This is a genomic window from Nostoc sp. (assembly GCF_036917095.1).
Taxonomy (GTDB): domain Bacteria; phylum Cyanobacteriota; class Cyanobacteriia; order Cyanobacteriales; family Nostocaceae; genus Nostoc.
The window spans coordinates 512,736-531,615 of sequence record NZ_JBALFH010000040.1 but is presented as its reverse complement, the minus strand read 5'-3'; the positions used below and the strand labels follow the sequence as shown (position 1 = coordinate 531,615).

Below are 18,880 nucleotides of genomic sequence, written 5' to 3'. Positions count from 1 at the left end.
AAAATATACATATCATACTCGTACAAAGATTTGAGCGAGGTCAAAGCAATGGGTGAAAAAACAATTTCGTCAGAAAATTTTAGAAGTAAATTTGTCACACAAGGAGTGCAACGATCGCCAAATCGGGCTATGCTACGTGCAGTAGGTTTTCAGGATGAAGACTTTAACAAAGCAATTGTCGGTGTGGCTAATGCCTACAGCACCATTACTCCCTGTAACATGGGGATTAATAAATTAGCACTGATAGCTGAAGCTGGAATAAAACTAGCTGGGGCAATGCCGCAAATGTTCGGCACAATTACTATTAGCGATGGGATTTCGATGGGAACTGAGGGGATGAAATATTCCCTAGTGTCACGAGAAGTGATTGCTGACTCCATTGAAACAGTCTGTAATGGTCAGAGTATGGATGGTGCGATCGCAATCGGTGGCTGTGATAAAAATATGCCAGGGGCAATGATTGCAATGGCACGGATGAATATCCCGGCTATCTTTGTTTACGGTGGGACAATTAAACCCGGACACTACAACAGCCGTGACTTGACTGTTGTGAGTTCCTTTGAAGCTGTGGGTGAATACAGTGCTGGAAAAATTGACGACGCCGAACTGATGGAAGTAGAACGCCGCGCTTGTCCTGGTGCTGGTTCTTGCGGTGGGATGTTTACAGCTAATACTATGTCCTCAGCTTTTGAAGCGATGGGCATGAGTTTACCCTATTCTTCCACAATGGCGGCAGAAGATGAGGAAAAAGCTGATAGCACTGAAGAATCAGCCAAGGTATTAGTAGAAGCAATTCGCAATCAACTGTTACCCCGGCACATTATCACGCGCAAATCTATAGAAAATGCTATTTCTGTAATTATGGCTGTGGGTGGTTCAACTAACGCCGTATTACATTTTCTGGCGATCGCTCGTGCGGCTAGTGTAGAACTTAATCTAGATGATTTTGAAACTATCCGCGATCGTGTCCCTGTTTTATGCGATCTAAAACCCAGTGGTAGATATGTTGCTACAGACTTACATCAAGCTGGTGGTATTCCGCAAGTGATGAAAATGCTATTGGTACATGGATTACTTCACGGTGACTGTATCACCATCACAGGTAAAACCATCGCCGAAATTTTAGCAGATGTCTCCGATGAACCACCCACCAATCAAGATGTGATTCGTCCTTGGAATAACCCGATGTATGCCCAAGGGCACTTAGCCATCCTGAAAGGGAATCTGGCTACAGAGGGAGCAGTCGCAAAAATTGCCGGGGTAAAAAATCCCAGTATTACTGGTACTGCACGGGTATTTGATTCCGAGGAAGAATGCTTAGATGCCATCCTTGCAGGTAAGATTAAAGCCGGTGATGTAATTATCGTCCGTTACGAAGGCCCGATTGGTGGCCCTGGGATGCGGGAAATGTTGGCTCCCACCTCAGCACTTATTGGTGCGGGTTTAGGTGATGCAGTCGGATTAATCACTGATGGACGCTTTTCAGGCGGTACTTACGGGATGGTAGTAGGACACGTTGCTCCCGAAGCCGCCGTTGGTGGTGCGATCGCTCTGGTCGAAGAAGGTGATAGTATCACGATTGATGCACCTGCTCGCTTGTTACAAATCAACATTTCTGATACAGAATTAGCCAGTCGTCGCGCCAAATGGCAACCCCGTCCACCCCGTTATACAAAAGGCATCTTAGCTAAATATGCTAAGTTAGTCTCCTCTAGCAGTGTTGGTGCTGTCACAGACTTGGATTTATTTAATGAGTAGGGAGTAAGGGTAGAGACGCGATATATCGTGTCTCTCTACAAGATTAAAAGAGCGAATAAATTAAACTACCTCTTGTTGTTTTTGAGCTAAATACATGGCAATTCCTTTCTCGTAGTAAGCTGCTTCATTAATAAAAACAGGATAAACAGTAGACTCTCCCTCATAGAAAATATCTTTTCCTGCAAAAGTCAGAAACATTGGATCGCCTGGATTCAGAGGTTCATAATCCCTAAACTGAAGCTGGGGGTGAATCATGGCTTGAATCTCCTTGCGTAGGTGCAGCCCGTCGTAGGCATCGCTTCTAGGATAATCAATAGTTCTAATGTATTTATAGAGTGTAAGCGGGCTGTTTATCTGCGGAATATTACCTTGGTTGCACCCTTCAAAATAGTCTAAAATTCCATAGATAAGCTGCTCTGTTTGCTGAAATAATTCAGCGTTTAAAATATTCTGAGCCACAGCACCAACTTCTATAACAAAACCCAATTCGCACAGAGAACGGAGAAAACCACCTTCTCTAGATTGTTGATTAACAAAAACCTTTACCATCGGATTTATAGAACTCAAATAAGCACCTAACCGAAGTAAAAAAGGATGCATATCACAAAAAATCAGGCTTAACCCCATGTTGGCAGTTGTGCTGTGTAAATCAACAATTACATCTACAAAGGGCTGATTTTGCGGTTGCAATATTTGTTGAATTGCTTTTGCCCGCGTATCTTCATAACTTGAGAGTTGAGGATTTTGTAAGCCTTGATTAGTAAAGCAACGATTTAAATCCTTATCAATGTATCGTTTACCTTCTTCAATAGCTTTAAGATTGCCAAGTAATGCCAGAGTTTTAAAACTTGCTCTGTTGATTAAATTAGGATATTGCTGAAACTTTTTGACTAGATGTATTCCTGTTAACTCATTACCGTGGTTTCCCCCAACGATCGCAACTCGTTCAATCTGACTCATAACAACCTCACTGGCTCCCCTACGGTTATTGAGAATGGTGCAAGATACAAGATAGAAGTATAACTGCTGCTGACTAAATCTTGTAAAAGTCTGACGCGATGTCTACGACGGGCTACGCCTACGCTCCATATTAGAGCCAAAATATGATAACTGTTAAGCTGTTAGTTTGAGTACAAAAGGGGAGGAAATTTATGGAGTATAATTTTCAAGCGCTCGCTGAACTTTACAAAAACGCTCTCCTCAACGACGTACTCCCTTTTTGGGAAAAATATTCCATCGACTGGCAGCAAGGCGGTTATTTTACTTGCCTCGATCGCGAGGGTAAAATTTATGATACAGACAAATTCATCTGGCTGCAAAACCGCCAGGTGTGGACTTTTTCTATGCTTTGCAACCAGCTAGAAAAGCGCGAAAACTGGCTAAAAATTGCCAGCAATGGTGCTAATTTTCTCGCCCAACACGGCAGAGATAGTGATGGTAATTGGTACTTTGCCCTCACCCGTGAAGGGAAACCACTGGTTGAGCCTTACAATATTTTTTCTGATTGCTTTGCGGCGATGGCATTTAGTCAATATGCACTCGCTAGCGGCGAAGAATGGGCAAAGGATGTGGCGATGCAGGCTTACAACAACGTATTACGCCGCAAGGACAACCCGAAGGGCAAATATAATAAAACCTATCCCGGCACACGCCCGATGAAATCATTGGCTGTACCGATGATTCTAGCCAACCTGACTCTAGAAATGGAATGGTTGCTGCCAAAGGAAACACTAGAGAATGTCCTCGCTGAGACTGTCCGGGAAGTGATGAGCGATTTTCTCGACCAAGAACGGGGGCTAATGTACGAAAATGTTGCCCCTGACGGTTCCCACATTGATTCTTTTGAGGGAAGGCTGATTAATCCAGGTCACGGTATTGAAGCTATGTGGTTTATCATGGACATCGCCCATCGCCAAAACGACACCAAAACTATTAACCAAGCCGTTGATGTGGTGTTAAACATCCTGAATTTTGCTTGGGATAGTGAGTACGGCGGATTGTATTATTTTATGGATGCAGATGGTCATCCCCCACAACAATTGGAATGGGATCAAAAGCTGTGGTGGGTTCACGTAGAGTCTTTGGTTGCATTAGCGATGGGTTATCGCCTAACTGGGCGCGAGGCGTGTTGGGAATGGTATGAAAAGATGCACGATTACACCTGGTCACACTTTGCTGATTCAGAATACGGTGAGTGGTTTGGCTACCTCAATCGGCGTGGAGAAGTATTGTTGAACCTTAAAGGTGGCAAATGGAAAGGATGTTTTCACGTACCGCGTGCATTGTATCTTTGTTGGCAGCAATTTGAGGCATTGTGATGCCTGCGGCCGTAAACAACGCAGTCAGTTTAATCTCTGCTAGTGTACAAGTACTATTGGAAAGATGTCTCATGAATGTTGTGACACCTAAGCGATTTACGATCGCAGAATACCATCAATTGATTGAACTCGGATTTCTCACAGAGGGCGATCGTATTGAATTGATTCGAGGGGAACTGATTCAAATGACAGCAAAGGGAACGCCTCATACAGTTTGTAGTTCTATCCTATGCCGTCAATTGGATCGGCTATTAGGCGATCGAGCAGTCATCCGCGGACAAGATCCTATCACTCTTCCTAATCAGAGTGAGCCTGAACCGGATGTTGTCATTGCAAGAGGAAGAGATGAAGATTATCTCGCTCATCATCCCTATCCAGAAGATATTTTGTTAGTAATTAAAATTTCGGATAAAACAATAGATTACGACCAAACAAGCAAGCTGTCATTGTATGCAGAAGCCGGAATTTCTCATTACTGGATTGTGAATTTATCGGCTCGTCAAGTTGAGCGTCATAGTCAGCCATATCAAAATGCTCAAAATAAGTTTAGCTATCTCAGCAAGCAGATTTCTCTATCTAACCAGTCAGTAGCAATTCCTGGATTTGAAGATGCATTATTAGACTTGAATCGATTGTTTCCAGAAGGTGGTAGTGAATGATTTTGTTGGTGCGATCGCGTAAAAAAGTTTTCTATTCTCTTAAATAAGTTTAAATGCTGATACTTTATGCTTTAAATGATTAATTTTATCCTAAAATACGCTAATTCGATGTCTTCTTAGCAATCTTAATGAAAATGAAGTAGATTTTAAAGACATATTCAAAAAATATCTCAAAATAGCGGCTGAAAGGTACATTGAACTTAATCCAGAAAGAGCAGATGAAGTTCAAAATGTACTCAAAAAACTATCTGAATAATACTAGTAAGTTAACTAATTAGGCAAACTAAACACAAAATGATTTAATTAAAGGTATTGCCTAAACAAAAAATTTTTAATATGAGAAAGCTGTCTCTGATTCTCCCCTTAGCTATCCTAGCTTTTGACAGTGTAGTTGTTAAAAGCCAAGAAATCTCCTCACCCAATACTTACACTCAATCTGTTACTCGTGAAGTTTTAGCAAGTGGTTATCCTACTCAAGATAAAAAGCAGATTCTTGAGCTTGTACGCTATACCATCGCACCAAGAGCAAAACTCCCTACTCATACTCATCCGGGAATGCAGATTGAACGAGTAGAGGCGGGAAGTTTAACTTATACTGTTGTGCAAGGAGAAGCTAAAGTAACGAAAGCTAACGGCACAGAATTGATTCTTCAAAAAGGGAAAACTATACAGCTTACAGTGGGAGATTCTTTAGTTGAATCTGCCGGAATGGTTCATTATGCAGAAAACCAAACAAACAAGCCGATTATTCTGTTGTCTGCTTCTTTATTTAATGCTAATCAACCCAAAGCTATTTTAACTAATCCTGAAAACAGATAAATTTTTCAATCTGCTTGTTCTTCTGGCTCAGTGTCTTCATTATTAATTACAAACTAAATTCTGCTGCGCCATCCTCATCCACATCTGCATCCTTACCCGCGATCGCTAGTTCTAATTTTCATTAAATCAAAGGCGGGAATCATTTCAACCTATTGATGCAAAACGATCGCTTGTTTATTCTTTAATAGCTGTGAAGCTTGAATTTGCGATCGCCTCTGGAGTGATAAAAGTCTATTTAACAGAGGGAAGCTTTAGTTCGATACCTACTTTATTACCTATATCTATAACATTGTTTGTAAAGTCTGTTATACCTGCGATCGGGGCAGCGACTAGAGTAGCAGCAGTTAGTAAAGCTACTAGACGCTTTTTGAGTTTGGGTAAATTGCGTTCTTTTTCTGGCTTTTGAATTTCTACTTCTACATCATCAATATCAATGATCATGTCGTCGCGGGTTTCTGGTGGGAATTGGGCGGCAGTTTGGCGCAGGTTGCCGATCAGTTGCAGAATTTCGCTGATGTTTGCGCCGCTTGTTTGGTTGAAATTAGAGGCTTGCTGTCTGGCGTTGTCTTTGACTTCGTTGGCAACGTTGCCGATGTTTGCGCCTTGAAGGTTGTTTGTGAATTGAGGATTTTCTGACATAGCATTTGCCTCGGCTTTATTATTATTATTAATTTTAATTTCTCTGCTGACAGCTAGTTTAGCAATTTCTCGCATATCTTCATAAGTAGTCCTATCATCTAAATCATTATCTCCTTTTTGTGATTTTCGACGCGATTCTACTGATTCATAGCCATCTAAAAGTTGACGTAAATCGAGTTTTAATTTTAGTTTGCCGATGGTTATTATGCTTTCACCCATTGATTCGAGTCCGAGGAGTTCTTGGTAGTCGAGGGGTGGATGGTTGGGATGCTTGGGGACGGGAACCCATTCGGTGATTTCGAGATTGGGGAGGGTGTTGTGGATTTTTTGGAAGACATCGCGGAGGATGCCGAGAAATAAGCGACGGGTTTCTTTGCGTCCGCTAATGGTGATGAAGATTTTTTTGTCTTCGGGATCGGCTTTGATCCGAGCGATGTTGTAGATTTCGTTGTTTTCTTGATATTGCAGCATTACGCCACTGCGCCAATAGATTTGGTTATGGATTTTTTCGTGGGTAATGACAATGAAGCGGGAGATGATGCTTTCGGGGAGAACTTTGTAATGGTATTGAAATTCCAGGGTTTCGCCTTGGAGTTTTGTTTCGTCTGGTTGGTCTTTAGGCAAAAGTCCCGCAATCAGAAATTGTGGTGGGTAACATTCTAGTGCAAAGCAAAGCTTAAATTCTTTCATCAGCCCGATCAGATAGCCATGACGCTCGGTGGGGTAGCGCTTTTTATCGAGGATGCGGGTGAGATCGTCGGGGGTGAAGATGCCTTTGGTTTTAGTTTTGAGGGTTTCATCGCTCAGGAGCGCGTAAATGCCTTCTGTCACCCAGTTGGGTTTGAGAACGTTGGTATTTTTGAGGATGGGATGCTCGCGGAAATTGAGAACTAAGCCGAGTCGATGTAGGAGATCGATGAGTTGATCTTGGTTTTGTTCTTCAGGAATTTTGTTTTCGTGGCAGATGCCGATGTAGCGGTTGTAGCTGATGAAGTCTTGGGGCATGGATTCGAGTTGTTGTTTAACCTCAAACCATGAGAGTGGTAAAAGGTCATAGACTTCTTTGAGGTTGGCGATTTGCTTCAAAATGGCGGTGCGAAGTTCATCAATGCCGATATTGTCTTGGCAGGAGGTTTCGATAATGGCTTGGATGTTAGAATATTTTTCGCGTAATGCCTTGCGGTTGATGTCGAGGGGTTGTTCGTCTTTTTTGTTGCCAACGATAATTACGGGGGACTGTCCGCCGAAGCTTTCGATTAGTTTCAGCCAATATTCGATGCGGTTTTCTTCTTCGCTGGTGCGACAATTACAGACTAAGAGATAGAGGCTGCGCTTAGTCAGAAAAAACTGATGAGTGGCATGATAAATTTCCTGTCCGCCAAAATCCCAAACATTGAGGCGGATGTCTTTACTATTGACCTGCACATTCCAAGTTTCTACATTGAGTCCGTCGGTTTGGGATTGTTTTTCATCATATTCATTGCGGATTAGTCGCTTAATGAGGGATGTCTTGCCGACGCTGCCTTGTCCGATGAGCAAGAGTTTGGCTTCGTTGAGTGGACGCACTTCACCGCTACGGAGTAATCGCAAGTAATTGAAAATATCTTCAACTGAACCAACATCATCAGAAGATCCTAAAATCTCTGGTGAAATAGGAAGGGGATTTCCCCGTAAATCTAGTTTTTTCAGTTTCGGCAAATTTTCGATCGCCTTTGGAATCTGGGTTATTTGGTTGTCATTGAGGTCAAGCTGTGTCAGATTGGTTAATTTAGCGATCGCCTCTGGAATCTGGGTTATTTGGTTGTAACTGAGGTCAAGCTGCGTCAGATTGGTTAAATTTGCGATCGCCTCTGGAATCTGGGTTATTTGGTTGTTATAGAGGTGAAGCTGCGTCAGATTGGTTAAATTTGCGATCGCCTCTGGAATCTGAGTTATTTGATTGGAACGGAGGATAAGCTGCGTCAGATTGGTTAATTTAGCGATTGCCTCTGGAATCTGGGTTATTTGGTTGTAACTGAGGTCAAGCTGCGTCAGATTGCTTAATTTAGCGATCACCTCTGGAATCTGGGTTATTTGGTTGCGAGTAAGGTCAAGCTGCGTCAGATTGCTTAATTTAACGATTAATTCTGGAATCTGGGTTATTTGGTTGTAACTGAGGTCAAGCTGCGTCAGATTGGTTAATTTAGCAATCGCCTTTGGAATCTGGGTTATTTGGTTAGAATTGAGGTCAAGCTGCGTCAGATTGCTTAATTTAGCGATCGCCTCTGGAATCTGGGTTATTTGGTTAGAATTGAGGTCAAGCCATGTTAAATTGGTTAATTTAGCGATCGCCTCTGGAATCTGGGTTATTTGGTTGCGAGTAAGGTCAAGCTGCGTCAGATTGGTTAATTCAGCGATCGCCTCTGGAATCTGGGTTATTTGGTTGTAACTGAGGTGAAGCTGCGTCAGATTGGTTAATTTAGCGATCGCCTCTGGAATCTGGGTTATTTGGTTGGAATTGAGGTCAAGCCATGTTAAATTGGTTAATTTAGCGATCGCCTCTGGAATCTGGGTTATTTTGTTGTAACTGAGGTTCAGCTGCGTCAGATTGGTTAAATTCGCGATTGCCTCTATAACCTGGGTTATTTGGTTGAAACGGAGGTTCAGCTGCGTCAGATTGGTTAAATTCGCGAGCGCCTCTGGAATCTGGGTTATTTGGTTGAAATGGAGGTAAAGCTGCGTCAGATTGGTTAAATTCGCGAGCGCCTCTGGAATCTGGGTTATTTGGTTGGAATTGAGGTCAAGCTGCGTCAGATTGGTTAAATTCGCAAGTGCATCAGGTATTTCAGTTAGCTCCACTCGAATTAAGATAAGTTCCTCTAAATGCACTATTTGCGTTACCACATCGGAAATGCTCTCTAAAGGATTGCCACTAATATCCAACTTACGCAAATTAGGCAAACCCAATAGTTCGAGAGGAAGCGTTTTTAAATTGTTGCCTGAAACCTTTTGGAGAACGCGGTCTCCTATGAATTCATAACCTTTAACCTTCTTTCCCAAAATCAAAGACTCAAGCTGCTTCAACTTACCAATTTCTACAGGTAACTCAGTCAACTCCTGTCCCGACAAGTCTAACTCTTGCCAAGCCTCAGCCACCGCGCGATCTATCAGTACCAACAACTCATCCTGCGTCATAATTCCAAGGAGAAGGGTAAAAGGAAAGAAGATTGATGAAGATTATCTTAACTGATTAGAGAAAAATGCTAGATTATCATTTTTTGGCGATCATGTCTTGAGATGATAGGAAAAACGAATTACACAGGTTTTGCGTAGGCGTAGCCCGTCGCAGACATCGCGCCTTTAAATATAGCGATCGTATATATCTAAATCTGGATTTTAGGCATCTCTGTTATCAAAATTCATATTAATTTCTCTGCACAAGAGCAATTAAATGATCATCATTAATCACAAACTAAATTCTGCTGCGCCATCCTCATCCACATCTGCATCTTTACCCATAGCAGTAGGTTTAAATTTAGATCCATGAATTAATTCAGCAAACACAATTCCTGGATTTTGGTGAAGAATATTCAGCACACTCATGAAATCCCGCACAATTTCCCCTGGTGTCAGTAATGCTTCTGCACCCAAGCGACTAATAATTTCTTGCACAAACTCCTTCAACTCACGATTTTTCAAAGTCTGTTCATAGCCAAAATTGAGTGCATGAATCTCAGCTAAACGTTGCAGAAGCGTCAATATTTCTGCTTCACTCAACGGGTTCAACCGAATCACTGACCCTAAATGTTCTTGAACATTGGCTTGGGCAACAAAACGACTTTCTTTTGTGCGTCTTTGCCAAGCTTGGTCTGCAAAAAGTCCCCGTTTGGGGTCTTCTAAAAACTTGGTTGTCCCACCAACGACAATGCCAAGATGTTCTGCTTTGCATTGCATAGTGTCGTTAAACATTGCCAGGAGTCGATTATAATTCTTTTCCCGCGTAACCGTAGTAGATATTTGATATAAATGTACGGCTTCATCAACTAAAATTAACAGTCCTTTATAACCAATCTCAGCGACAAATTTAGCAAACAGTTTTATATAGTCATACCAACTATCATCATCAATAATAACGCGCACTCCTAAAGCTGCTTTTGCCTCAATTTTAGTAGTAAATTCTCCGCGCAACCAGCGCATTGCCGCATTTTTTAAATTATCATCATCCATTCGGTAGCCACGCCAATAAGCGATAATCACGCTACCAAAATCAAAACCGTGAACTAAATCTTCAATATACTGAACTACTTCCCTAATTTTTGATTCAACTTGGTCATCAAAACCATCGTCATTCGGACGCATTCCAGTTTCTTTAACCACTTCTTGTTGAATTTTATTAATCCATCCTTCTAAAATCGAGACTAAAGCACCACCATCAGGACGAGTTTTTGTAGCTAGATGGCTCATTAATTCTCGATAGGTGGCTACACCTTCATGGTTGCTTCCAGCTAATCGACGTTCAGGTGATAAATCAGCATCAGCTACTACAAAACCTTGCTCCATAGCCCGGTTGCGAATTAGTTGTAATAAAAAACTTTTGCCGGAACCGTAGTTACCAATTATGAAGCGAAATGCTGCGACACCTTCTGCAATATCATCGAGATTTTGTAATAGGCTTTTTAGTTCTTTTTCTCGCCCTACCGCTATATATTCAACTCCCACTCTTGGTACTACCCCCGCGCCAAGGGAATTGATTAAAGCAGTGGAGATTTTTTTCGAGATTTTGAGCTTTGCCATGTATTACACTTCACTTTATTCTAAACGCAGAAGCACGCACTAAATAGCTAAGGTAGATATTCACCTTACTACTAATCTTACGACGGCAATAATAATTTAATTTGACGAAGCATGTCTGGCTATGAGGTCTTCATACATTGCAATCATTTTTTTGACATCCTTCATATATTCAGGGTAAACTTCTGGACTTTCCAAATTTGAATCAATTATTAATTCACCAATACTATCATTTGCTCGTTCATTTATAGAATCGATTAATAGATTCGGCATAGTAATGTTTGCTTCGGCAATTTTTTTAATAGCAGCATTAGGATTATCTTGTTCGACTATCGCTTTTAATACTTGTAGTTCGTATACTGGAAGATTTTCTAAAAAATTAGCCCATTCTTCAGGTAAATTTTCTGATGTTTCAGCTTCCGAAATGCTTGCGATCGCAGTAGTTTCCATTATCTCAGAAAAAGGAAACAATTCATTATCATCTTCTTCTGAATTATCGGGCAAAGGTTCTGGATTGAATGTTTCTATTTGTTGGAGTAATTCCCATACTTGATTTTGTAATGAATCTCGTTCTTCTTGCAATAATGAAATTTGCCCTTGCAACTGCTGTAATTCGGCTTTTTGTTCTGCGAGTTGAGTTTGGGAATAATTCAGGATAGATTGGATATTTTCTGTTTCGGCTTTTGTCGCTACCAGCAATTGATTTTTTTGGCTTGTCTCAACTTCTAGTTCTTGAATTGCAATTCGCAGTTCGTATAATTTTTCTTCTAATTGGGGTTTGAGTCTGCCTAAAAGAGTTAAATTGTTTTCAACTTCTTGTTTCTGCTGCTGGAGTTCGGAAATTTTACTTTGTAAATGGGTAATTTCACTGCGAGCTACATTACAATTCGACTCTAGACGGCGCTTCTCTGCTGTCAGGACAGAAAAAGCATTGTTCAATTCTACTTGATTTTTCTGCAAGTTATTATTTTCATTTTCCAGGCTATTAATTTCGGTTTCTAACTGCTTTTTTTGTCCAGCGAATGTTCTTAATTCTCGATGTAAACTATCCCTTTGGTTGCGGCTTTCTGCTACTTGATTTTGCAGTTTTTGCGACTCTGCATATAATAAATTATGATGTTCTTCGATTTGATTGATTTCTCTGACAACACGAGCCTTTAATCCCTCCATATCTTTAATTCGTTTGCGGAGGGAACCTAAAACAAACATTTCATAATTTCTGCGTCGCTTATCTACGATTAATGCTGCTGCATAGATAGTAACGGCAGTAATTACACCTGTGAGAAAGGCTTTATTAAAATCCCAGTTTGGGACAAGGCTAAGACCAAAACTCACACTAAAGGCAACTATGCCTAAGATAAATCGATTGCCGATCGTTACTGATTGCATATTGCTGGTTTGTAGCGTAGTTAAATTATCAGAAAAAGTAGTTCTCATAGTAATTTGTAATTAAAATACACATAGAAAAATGCTTAATGCTATGTGTTGGATGTTTTGTTATTTGTACCAAAAAGTGTTAAATCTGCTTTTAAAAAATCAACAAACTGTCGTGCTGTACGTCCAGAACGGCCGTTGTGGCGAGTTGCCCATTGTAATGCTTGAAATTCTAAATCTTCTTGGGTAATATTAATTTCAGCTTGTGTCGCTAGATGCTGTACAATCTTTAAATAAGTTTTTTGATTGGCTGGTTCAAAGGTCAAGGTTAAACCAAAGCGATCGCTAAACGAAAGCTTCTCCTGCATCGTATCCCAAGCATGGATTTCCTCATTATCCTTGGGGGTAGGTCTATCCACAAAAAACTCCCGAATTAGGTGGCGGCGATTGGAAGTAGCATACACAACTACATTTTGCGGCCGCGCAGTTAAATTACCTTCTAAAACTACCTTGAGCGCTTTGAAGGCATCATCATCTTCTTCAAAGGAAAGATCGTCCACAAAGATGATAAATTTTTGTGACACTCCTCGTAAATGTTCCACAATTTTTGGTAGGTCTTTTAAATCAGATTTTGCCACTTCCAACAAGCGGAGGCTGCGATTACTATATTCATTCAACAAAGATTTCACCAAAGAAGATTTGCCAGAACCTCGACTACCGTAAAGTAATACATGCAGTGCCATCTCTCCTGATAATAAAAACTCTGTATTTTTCAGCAAAGCATCTCTTTGAGACTCATAACCTACAAGCGCACTCAGCTTAATTGGGTCAGAATACCGAATACCGATAAACTGTCCACCTTGCCAGCGTAAAGCGCGATATTCTGCAAATAAACCAGAACCACATTGCCGATAATAAGCTGCTAACTCTTCTACAGCATCACCCCAATTATCTAACTCTTGTAGATATGTAGGGAACTTTGTCTCTCCTCCTACCAATTCTTGCTCTTTATACCACACTACTGGCGAAATCGGCATGTAAGCTACGCCTTGTATCCACTCACTTAAAGAAGCGCTGCTACATTCATAGAGACTTTGCAATACTTGTAAATCATGTCGAACTGCTGCTACTAAAGCTGGGGGCAAATATTCAAATTCTCGCACTTGAGCAAGCTTTGTAAAAGGATTCTCACAGAAGAGAAGTTGAGTAATTAAATAGTCTTCCCAATTTTGATTTTTAGCAGCTAAAGCGTGGAAGTAACTACCGTAGGCTTGGAGACAACCCCGGGCATCGGCATCAGTGTAACGTATAGCTTGCAACAGTTCCAAAAATGCTATCCCTACTTCGCCTTGCAGAACAGACTGGTACAGTAAAAGTGAGGCTGCTTGGCGCTGGAGATATTGAACCTTTGTATATAAGGAAGTATTTGCCATTGGCATCGCTTGATTATCCATCAATAAACTGTGTGGTATAGCTAGATAGCTATGGTAAATTGTCTGCTGACCCTGGCAGTAAAGTCAAAGTCTACATAGGTTTTAACAATGAATTTAAGTATAATTGCTGCTTTTGCCTACGGCGTATTAGCGATTGTTGGTGGCATTATTGGCTACATTCAGGCTAGAAGTAAGGTTTCACTCTTAAGTGGTAGCATTAGCGGTTTATTACTTGTATTTGCGGCTTTCTTTCAACTCCAAGGGCAAAACTGGGGTTCGATTTTAGCACTGATAGTTACTGCTGTTTTAGTAGTCGTCTTTGCAGTTCGGCTGGCTAAAACACGCAAGTTTATGCCTGCGGGATTAATGACGATTTTGGGTATGCTGGCCTTGGCCGTGATGGTGAGTCAAATGGTGGCTTTAAGGTAGCATCAGTCTTTAAGCAATAACCACCCTTCTGTTTTTTGCCATGTTATTAAGGTGTTCTTCCAGAGTGAAGGGATGATTTGCAGCAATGAATTGACCAATCGGGTGTTTCTGCAATCCTATACTTAGTACAGTTTTGCGTAAAAGCATAGCATTTTTAATGCAAGCCGCCGCATTAACAATGCAAGCCGATGCATTAACAATGCAAGCCACCGCATTAACAAGGCCAGCCAATGCATTAACAAGGCCAGCCAATGCATTAACAATGCAAGCCAATGCATTAACAATGCAAGCCGATGCATTAACAATGCAAGCCGCCGCATTAACAATGCAGGGTATTGCCAAATTGAATTCGCTACGAATTAATGAAATGCTGTACTTAGCGTAAAATTTGGTCAATCATCCGGTTCGCTTGCGAAGCATAACCGCCGCCAAATAAATTGAAGTGATTCAAAATGTGATACAGGTTATAGAGCGTTTTTCTTTGCTCATAGCCTGCATCTAAAGGAAAGACTTCGTTATAACCTTGGTAAAATGCTGCGGGGAATCCACCAAATAATTCTGTCATGGCTATATCAACTTCGCGATCGCCAAAATAAGTTGCAGGATCAAAAATCACGGGTTCTCCTGAGTTAGTACACCCGGCATTTCCGCCCCATAAATCGCCATGTACTAAAGAAGGTTGTACCTGATGCGCCGCCAATAGTTCGGGGATTGCTGCTAGTAATTTTTCTGAAGAGGGGAAATTTCCTCCCTTTCGCCTTGCCAACTGAAATTGATAACCCAGGCGATGTTTAATATAAAATTCTGTCCAGTCTGCTGTCCAAGTATTTATTTGCGGCGTGGAACCAATAGTATTGTTAATTTTCCAACCAAAACCTTGGCTACTGCTAGCTTTATGCATCGCTGCCAACTTGCGCCCCATCTCTTCCCACGAATTGCTGTTACCGCTACCAAGTTCTAACCATTCCAGCACGATGTAGCTGGAATTCTCAGCTACACCCCAGCAAATAGGATTTGGGATGCGAATACTAGCTGTTGCTAGCATTTCCTTTAAACCCAATGCCTCAGCCTCAAACATCGCAGCTTGGGATGCTTGGTTAATCTTAAGGAAGTAGGTTATCTCACCATTAGAGATAGCATAACCTTGGTTGATACATCCGCCACCAACCGATCGCCGTTGCTGACTCTGAAATTTTTCGCCAGTCACCTGGCTAATTTGAGCATCGATTTGAGTCCACATGATTAAATTGGGGAATAAGGATGAGGGAGCAGGGAGCGGGAGCAGGGGGAAAATTCCTCTCCTCTGCCTCCTGCCTTCTTCACTTTACGGCTTGACGACAACTACACCATAAGCATCTGGAGAAAGATACTCTTTGGCTGCTTGCATCAAGTCAGTTGCATCTTGGCTCTGAATATAATCTGGGTAGTTAAAGGCGGGTTCTAAATCTCCCACCAAAGACTGATAATAACCATACAACCCAGTGCGATCGCTTGGTGTTTCATTGCTAAAAATAAATCTGTTCGCTACTCGCCGCCGCACACGGGCAATTTCTGATTCTGTAATTAATTCGGTTTGGACTGTGCGAATATGTTGAGCGATCGCATTTTCTACTTCTGCTAAATTTTCCACTGCACATTTAGCTGAAATATAAAATGTCCCTTGCAGCTGATTGCTCATGTTGCTCACAGAAATTGAAGAAACTAATCCCCGTTCTTCTCGTAAATCCCTCACCAGTCTTGATGTCCGTCCATGTCCCAAAATTCCGGCTAAAACATCCAGTCCATAGGTGCGTTCTAACTGAACCATTCCTGGAACTCGCCAAAGCATCACTAGCCTTGCTTGCTGGAGACTTTCATCTACAAATTCTCGACGAACAATTTCTGTAAATGGTGGCTCAGTGGGCAGAGACGGGATTAATCGCGTCTGTACTGGGGAGTGGGTAGAGACGCGATTAATCGCGTCTGTAAATCCTTCAGCAACGATTGCAATTAATTCTTCCACAGGCAAATTGCCCACAGCTACAGCAGTAATTGACTGGGGTTGATACCAACTAGTATGAAAATCCCGCATTTGCTGTGGTTTCAGTTCGGCAATTACCGATTCTGGCCCCAATACCGCACGGCGATAAGGTAGCTCACTATACGCGGTTTCCATCACCCGCCGAAACGTCCGCCGTTGGGGATTATCCTCTGAACGCCTAATTTCTTCTAAAACTACTAATCGCTCGCGTTCAAAAGCATCATCAGGAATACTCGCATTGGATACTACATCTATTTGTAGTGGAGCCAGCTCGGCAAAATCTTTGGGGGCGGTGGTTATATAGTAATGAGTATAGTCTTGGCTAGTAGCAGCATTGGTAACAGCACCCCGCTCTTCAATTCGACGTTCAAACTCGCCGCTAGCCAGTCGTTCAGTTCCCTTAAAAATCATGTGCTCTAAAAAGTGAGCCATGCCGTTAATGGCATCAGATTCTACGGCTGAACCAACTTTAATCCATAAGTTGAGGTTTACAGCTTCAACTGGCATCTGCTCCGCTATGATTGTCAAACCATTGGGCAACTGATGCACAGTTGGGGTATTAAGACGAGGAAGTTTCCGTAGGGTTGAAGTCATTGCTACTTGTGTGAGGAGCTATATTACCCCTTTATCTTATCCGTCACCCAAAAAACATATAAAAAGACCTCTCCCTGGTTTTACTACGCAAAACCTGTCCCTCTCCGAGTCGGAGAGGGACAGAGTTGAAGTTTAATTCAAGACAGCGAAAGGTTTGTGGAACTAACGAGAGTAAGGGTGATTGAAGGTTTCCCAAGCAGCAATAGCCGCTTTTTGCAGGCGAAAGCTGAAGTCTACTAAGTCTTTCATGAATAAGTGCCAGTTTCTCTCAGCTTCATCCTGAATTATCGCCCAAGAGTCTTCTAAGCGATCGCGTTCCTTCACTTTCCTGCCTTCAATCAATTCCCGTGCTTGTCGCACAGCTTTCAAATAAGTTTCACGCGTGAGAGTACCTGCTGACTCGGCTTGGCTGCGTCTTTCTAGTGCCTCAATTAGCGCTTTGGTTTCGCGCTTCACTTCATCGCTTTCGCCAGCCATTTCGGTTTCTACTAATTTATCGGTTTCAGGACTAATTTCTACAATTACTATGGATTCGGTGGATTTAATTACTGGGGTTCCAAAGGATTCGATATTGTTATAAGTCATAGTTAAAACATCCTTAAATTGCAAAGCTGACTCTCGGATGAAAACTGCACCCTATACTGCTAGTCATGAGTCATTGTCAATTTCACAAATGACCAATGACTAATGACCAATGACTAATGACCAATGACCAATGACCAATGACCAATGACTAATGACTAATGACCAATGACTAATGACTAATGACTAAGCTGTTGTTGGCAGTTGTTGCTCTAGTTTCAGCAATGCTGCAACTCGCTCCTCTGTAGCAGGGTGACTGGAGAACAAGTTACCCATAAACTGTCCAGAGATAGAATTGATAATTAATAACGGCTCATAAGCTGGATTGGCGTTTAAAGGCATCTGTCTTGCTGAGGCTTCTAAACGTTGCAGTGCCCTAGCTAAGGCGCGGGGATTACCAGTTAATCTAGCAGAACCTGCATCAGCAGAGAATTCTCGTGTGCGCGAAATTGCTAGCTGAATAATCATTGCAGCCAATGGCGCAAGCATTACTGTTAATAAAACACCCAAAGGATTTGCACCTCTGTTGTCATCTCGCGAACCACCGCCAAACCATAAGCTATAACTAACCATTTGCGCTAGGAATGAAATCGCACCAGCAACGGTAGCAGCAACAGCTTGTGTGAGGGTGTCACGATTAATAATGTGGGTGAGTTCGTGGGCGATAACGCCTTCAAGTTCGTCCTCTGGCAATATATTCAAAATGCCTTCGGTAACAGCAACAGCAGCGTGTTCTGGATCGCGCCCTGTAGCGAAGGCGTTTGCACCTTGGCTTGGCACAATGTAAACTCTGGGCATGGGAATGTTAGCGCGATCGCTTAATCTCTGCACCATCCGATAAAGTCCTGGTGCTTCCCTTTCACTCACAGGCTTGGCCTGGTATACTGCCAGTGCAATCTTATCTGATTGATACCAGGAAAATAGGTTTGTTACTGCTGCTAAACCTATCCCTATTATCAAGCCACTACTACCGCCAATTATCCAGTAACTAATTGCGATTAAAAGACCACTTAGCGCAGCTAGCAAAACAGCCGTTTTCAATTGATTTGTCATATTTTCGCTCTCCTGCTAATGCTGTATTATTTTTCTCTGAAACAGCATTAATTAAGCTACGTTTTGATTGTATCCAGCTAAACTTAGATATATGGTACAGAAAACCTATCAGATAAGTACGGTTTTCCCACTTAAGTTTTATAAATACTAATTATAGTTGTGTTGGATACTTGCTTTCTTGATGAAGAAAATTTATCTTGCTAGATCCAGAAACGCATCTATCTATAGGAACAAGTTGTTTATCCAGGCAGAAATTACAAGTGCGAAAAAGCAATACAAAAGCAAAAATGGTATTGTTGAATTAATTAAATAGTATTGATGGCGATGGAGCTCGCCGAAACCGCCTTTCCAGTAAAAGTTAAATTATCGCTGGAAGGCTGATGGCTCCTACTTTCTTCGCTGACTGCGGGAGAGTAGGGCTTGGCCAAATGC

General features: G+C 41.8%; 15 protein-coding genes and 1 riboswitch. Of the genes, 6 read left to right on the top strand and 9 right to left on the bottom strand.

Translation table 11 applies throughout. The features are described 5' to 3' along the window. Window positions 1-48: 48 nt before the first annotated feature. The gene (gene ilvD, locus V7L01_RS21900; RefSeq protein WP_335038370.1) at window positions 49-1,758 is read left to right on the top strand and encodes a dihydroxy-acid dehydratase; all 1,710 of its coding nucleotides are present in this window, start codon (window positions 49-51) and stop codon (window positions 1,756-1,758) included. Window positions 1,759-1,818: 60 nt separating this feature from the next. On the opposite strand, the gene V7L01_RS21895 is transcribed toward ilvD, so the two are convergent. Next, window positions 1,819-2,718, bottom strand: a complete 900-nt coding sequence (locus tag V7L01_RS21895) for an aspartoacylase (RefSeq protein WP_335038368.1) — start codon at window positions 2,716-2,718, stop codon at window positions 1,819-1,821. A gap of 191 nt (window positions 2,719-2,909) precedes the next feature. Here V7L01_RS21895 and V7L01_RS21890 point away from each other — a divergent pair, with 191 nt between their 5' ends. The 3 genes from V7L01_RS21890 (at window position 2,910) to V7L01_RS21880 (ending at window position 5,554) form a co-directional block, all read left to right on the top strand. Then, complete coding sequence (locus V7L01_RS21890; protein ID WP_335038367.1) at window positions 2,910-4,076, top strand: AGE family epimerase/isomerase; 1,167 nt, start codon at window positions 2,910-2,912, stop codon at window positions 4,074-4,076. A 71-nt stretch (window positions 4,077-4,147) separates the two neighbouring features. Next, window positions 4,148-4,735 carry a Uma2 family endonuclease gene (locus tag V7L01_RS21885; RefSeq protein WP_335038365.1) on the top strand — a complete coding sequence of 196 codons (588 nt, stop codon included), beginning with the start codon at window positions 4,148-4,150 and terminating at the stop codon, window positions 4,733-4,735. Window positions 4,736-5,071: 336 nt separating this feature from the next. Beyond that, window positions 5,072-5,554: a cupin domain-containing protein gene (locus tag V7L01_RS21880; RefSeq protein WP_335038362.1), complete on the top strand. Its 483-nt coding sequence runs from the start codon at window positions 5,072-5,074 to the stop codon at window positions 5,552-5,554. 231 nt (window positions 5,555-5,785) lie between these two features. Here V7L01_RS21880 and V7L01_RS21875 read toward each other — a convergent pair whose 3' ends face one another. The 4 genes from V7L01_RS21875 to V7L01_RS21860 form a co-directional block, all read right to left on the bottom strand. Beyond that, complete coding sequence (locus tag V7L01_RS21875; RefSeq protein ID WP_335038360.1) at window positions 5,786-9,367, bottom strand: leucine-rich repeat domain-containing protein; 3,582 nt, start codon at window positions 9,365-9,367, stop codon at window positions 5,786-5,788. A 270-nt stretch (window positions 9,368-9,637) separates the two neighbouring features. Then, window positions 9,638-10,966 (bottom strand): ATP-binding protein, encoded by a 1,329-nt coding sequence (locus V7L01_RS21870; RefSeq protein WP_335038358.1) that lies wholly within the window; start codon window positions 10,964-10,966, stop codon window positions 9,638-9,640. Window positions 10,967-11,062: 96 nt separating this feature from the next. Next, entirely contained in the window at window positions 11,063-12,400 is a 1,338-nt protein-coding gene (locus V7L01_RS21865; protein WP_335038356.1) for a tellurite resistance TerB C-terminal domain-containing protein, read from the bottom strand. Window positions 12,401-12,441: 41 nt separating this feature from the next. Next, entirely contained in the window at window positions 12,442-13,791 is a 1,350-nt protein-coding gene (locus V7L01_RS21860) for an ATP-binding protein (RefSeq protein ID WP_335038354.1), read from the bottom strand. Window positions 13,792-13,878: 87 nt separating this feature from the next. Between V7L01_RS21860 and V7L01_RS21855 the strand changes: the two genes are divergently transcribed. Further along, window positions 13,879-14,199 (top strand): TMEM14 family protein, encoded by a 321-nt coding sequence (locus V7L01_RS21855; protein WP_335038353.1) that lies wholly within the window; start codon window positions 13,879-13,881, stop codon window positions 14,197-14,199. 133 nt (window positions 14,200-14,332) lie between these two features. Continuing rightward, on the top strand, window positions 14,333-14,584 hold the full coding sequence (locus V7L01_RS21850; protein WP_335038352.1) for a hypothetical protein: 252 nt from the start codon (window positions 14,333-14,335) through the stop codon (window positions 14,582-14,584). Here V7L01_RS21850 and V7L01_RS21845 read toward each other — a convergent pair. The 4 genes from V7L01_RS21845 to V7L01_RS21830 form a co-directional block, all read right to left on the bottom strand. Then, complete coding sequence (locus tag V7L01_RS21845) at window positions 14,576-15,439, bottom strand: fructosamine kinase family protein (protein ID WP_335038350.1); 864 nt, start codon at window positions 15,437-15,439, stop codon at window positions 14,576-14,578. The two genes, V7L01_RS21850 and V7L01_RS21845, sit on opposite strands and share 9 nt — an antisense overlap. A gap of 84 nt (window positions 15,440-15,523) precedes the next feature. Next, window positions 15,524-16,813 (bottom strand): M16 family metallopeptidase, encoded by a 1,290-nt coding sequence (locus V7L01_RS21840; RefSeq protein WP_335038347.1) that lies wholly within the window; start codon window positions 16,811-16,813, stop codon window positions 15,524-15,526. A gap of 162 nt (window positions 16,814-16,975) precedes the next feature. After that, a complete protein-coding gene (locus tag V7L01_RS21835) occupies window positions 16,976-17,398 on the bottom strand; it encodes a hypothetical protein (protein WP_335038345.1) in 423 nt (140 codons plus the stop codon). Between the two features lie 183 nt (window positions 17,399-17,581). Further along, the gene (locus V7L01_RS21830; protein WP_335038343.1) at window positions 17,582-18,448 is read right to left on the bottom strand and encodes a zinc metalloprotease HtpX; all 867 of its coding nucleotides are present in this window, start codon (window positions 18,446-18,448) and stop codon (window positions 17,582-17,584) included. A 311-nt stretch (window positions 18,449-18,759) separates the two neighbouring features. Then, window positions 18,760-18,845, top strand: a riboswitch (Fluoride riboswitch). The last annotated feature ends 35 nt before the right edge of the window (window positions 18,846-18,880 follow it).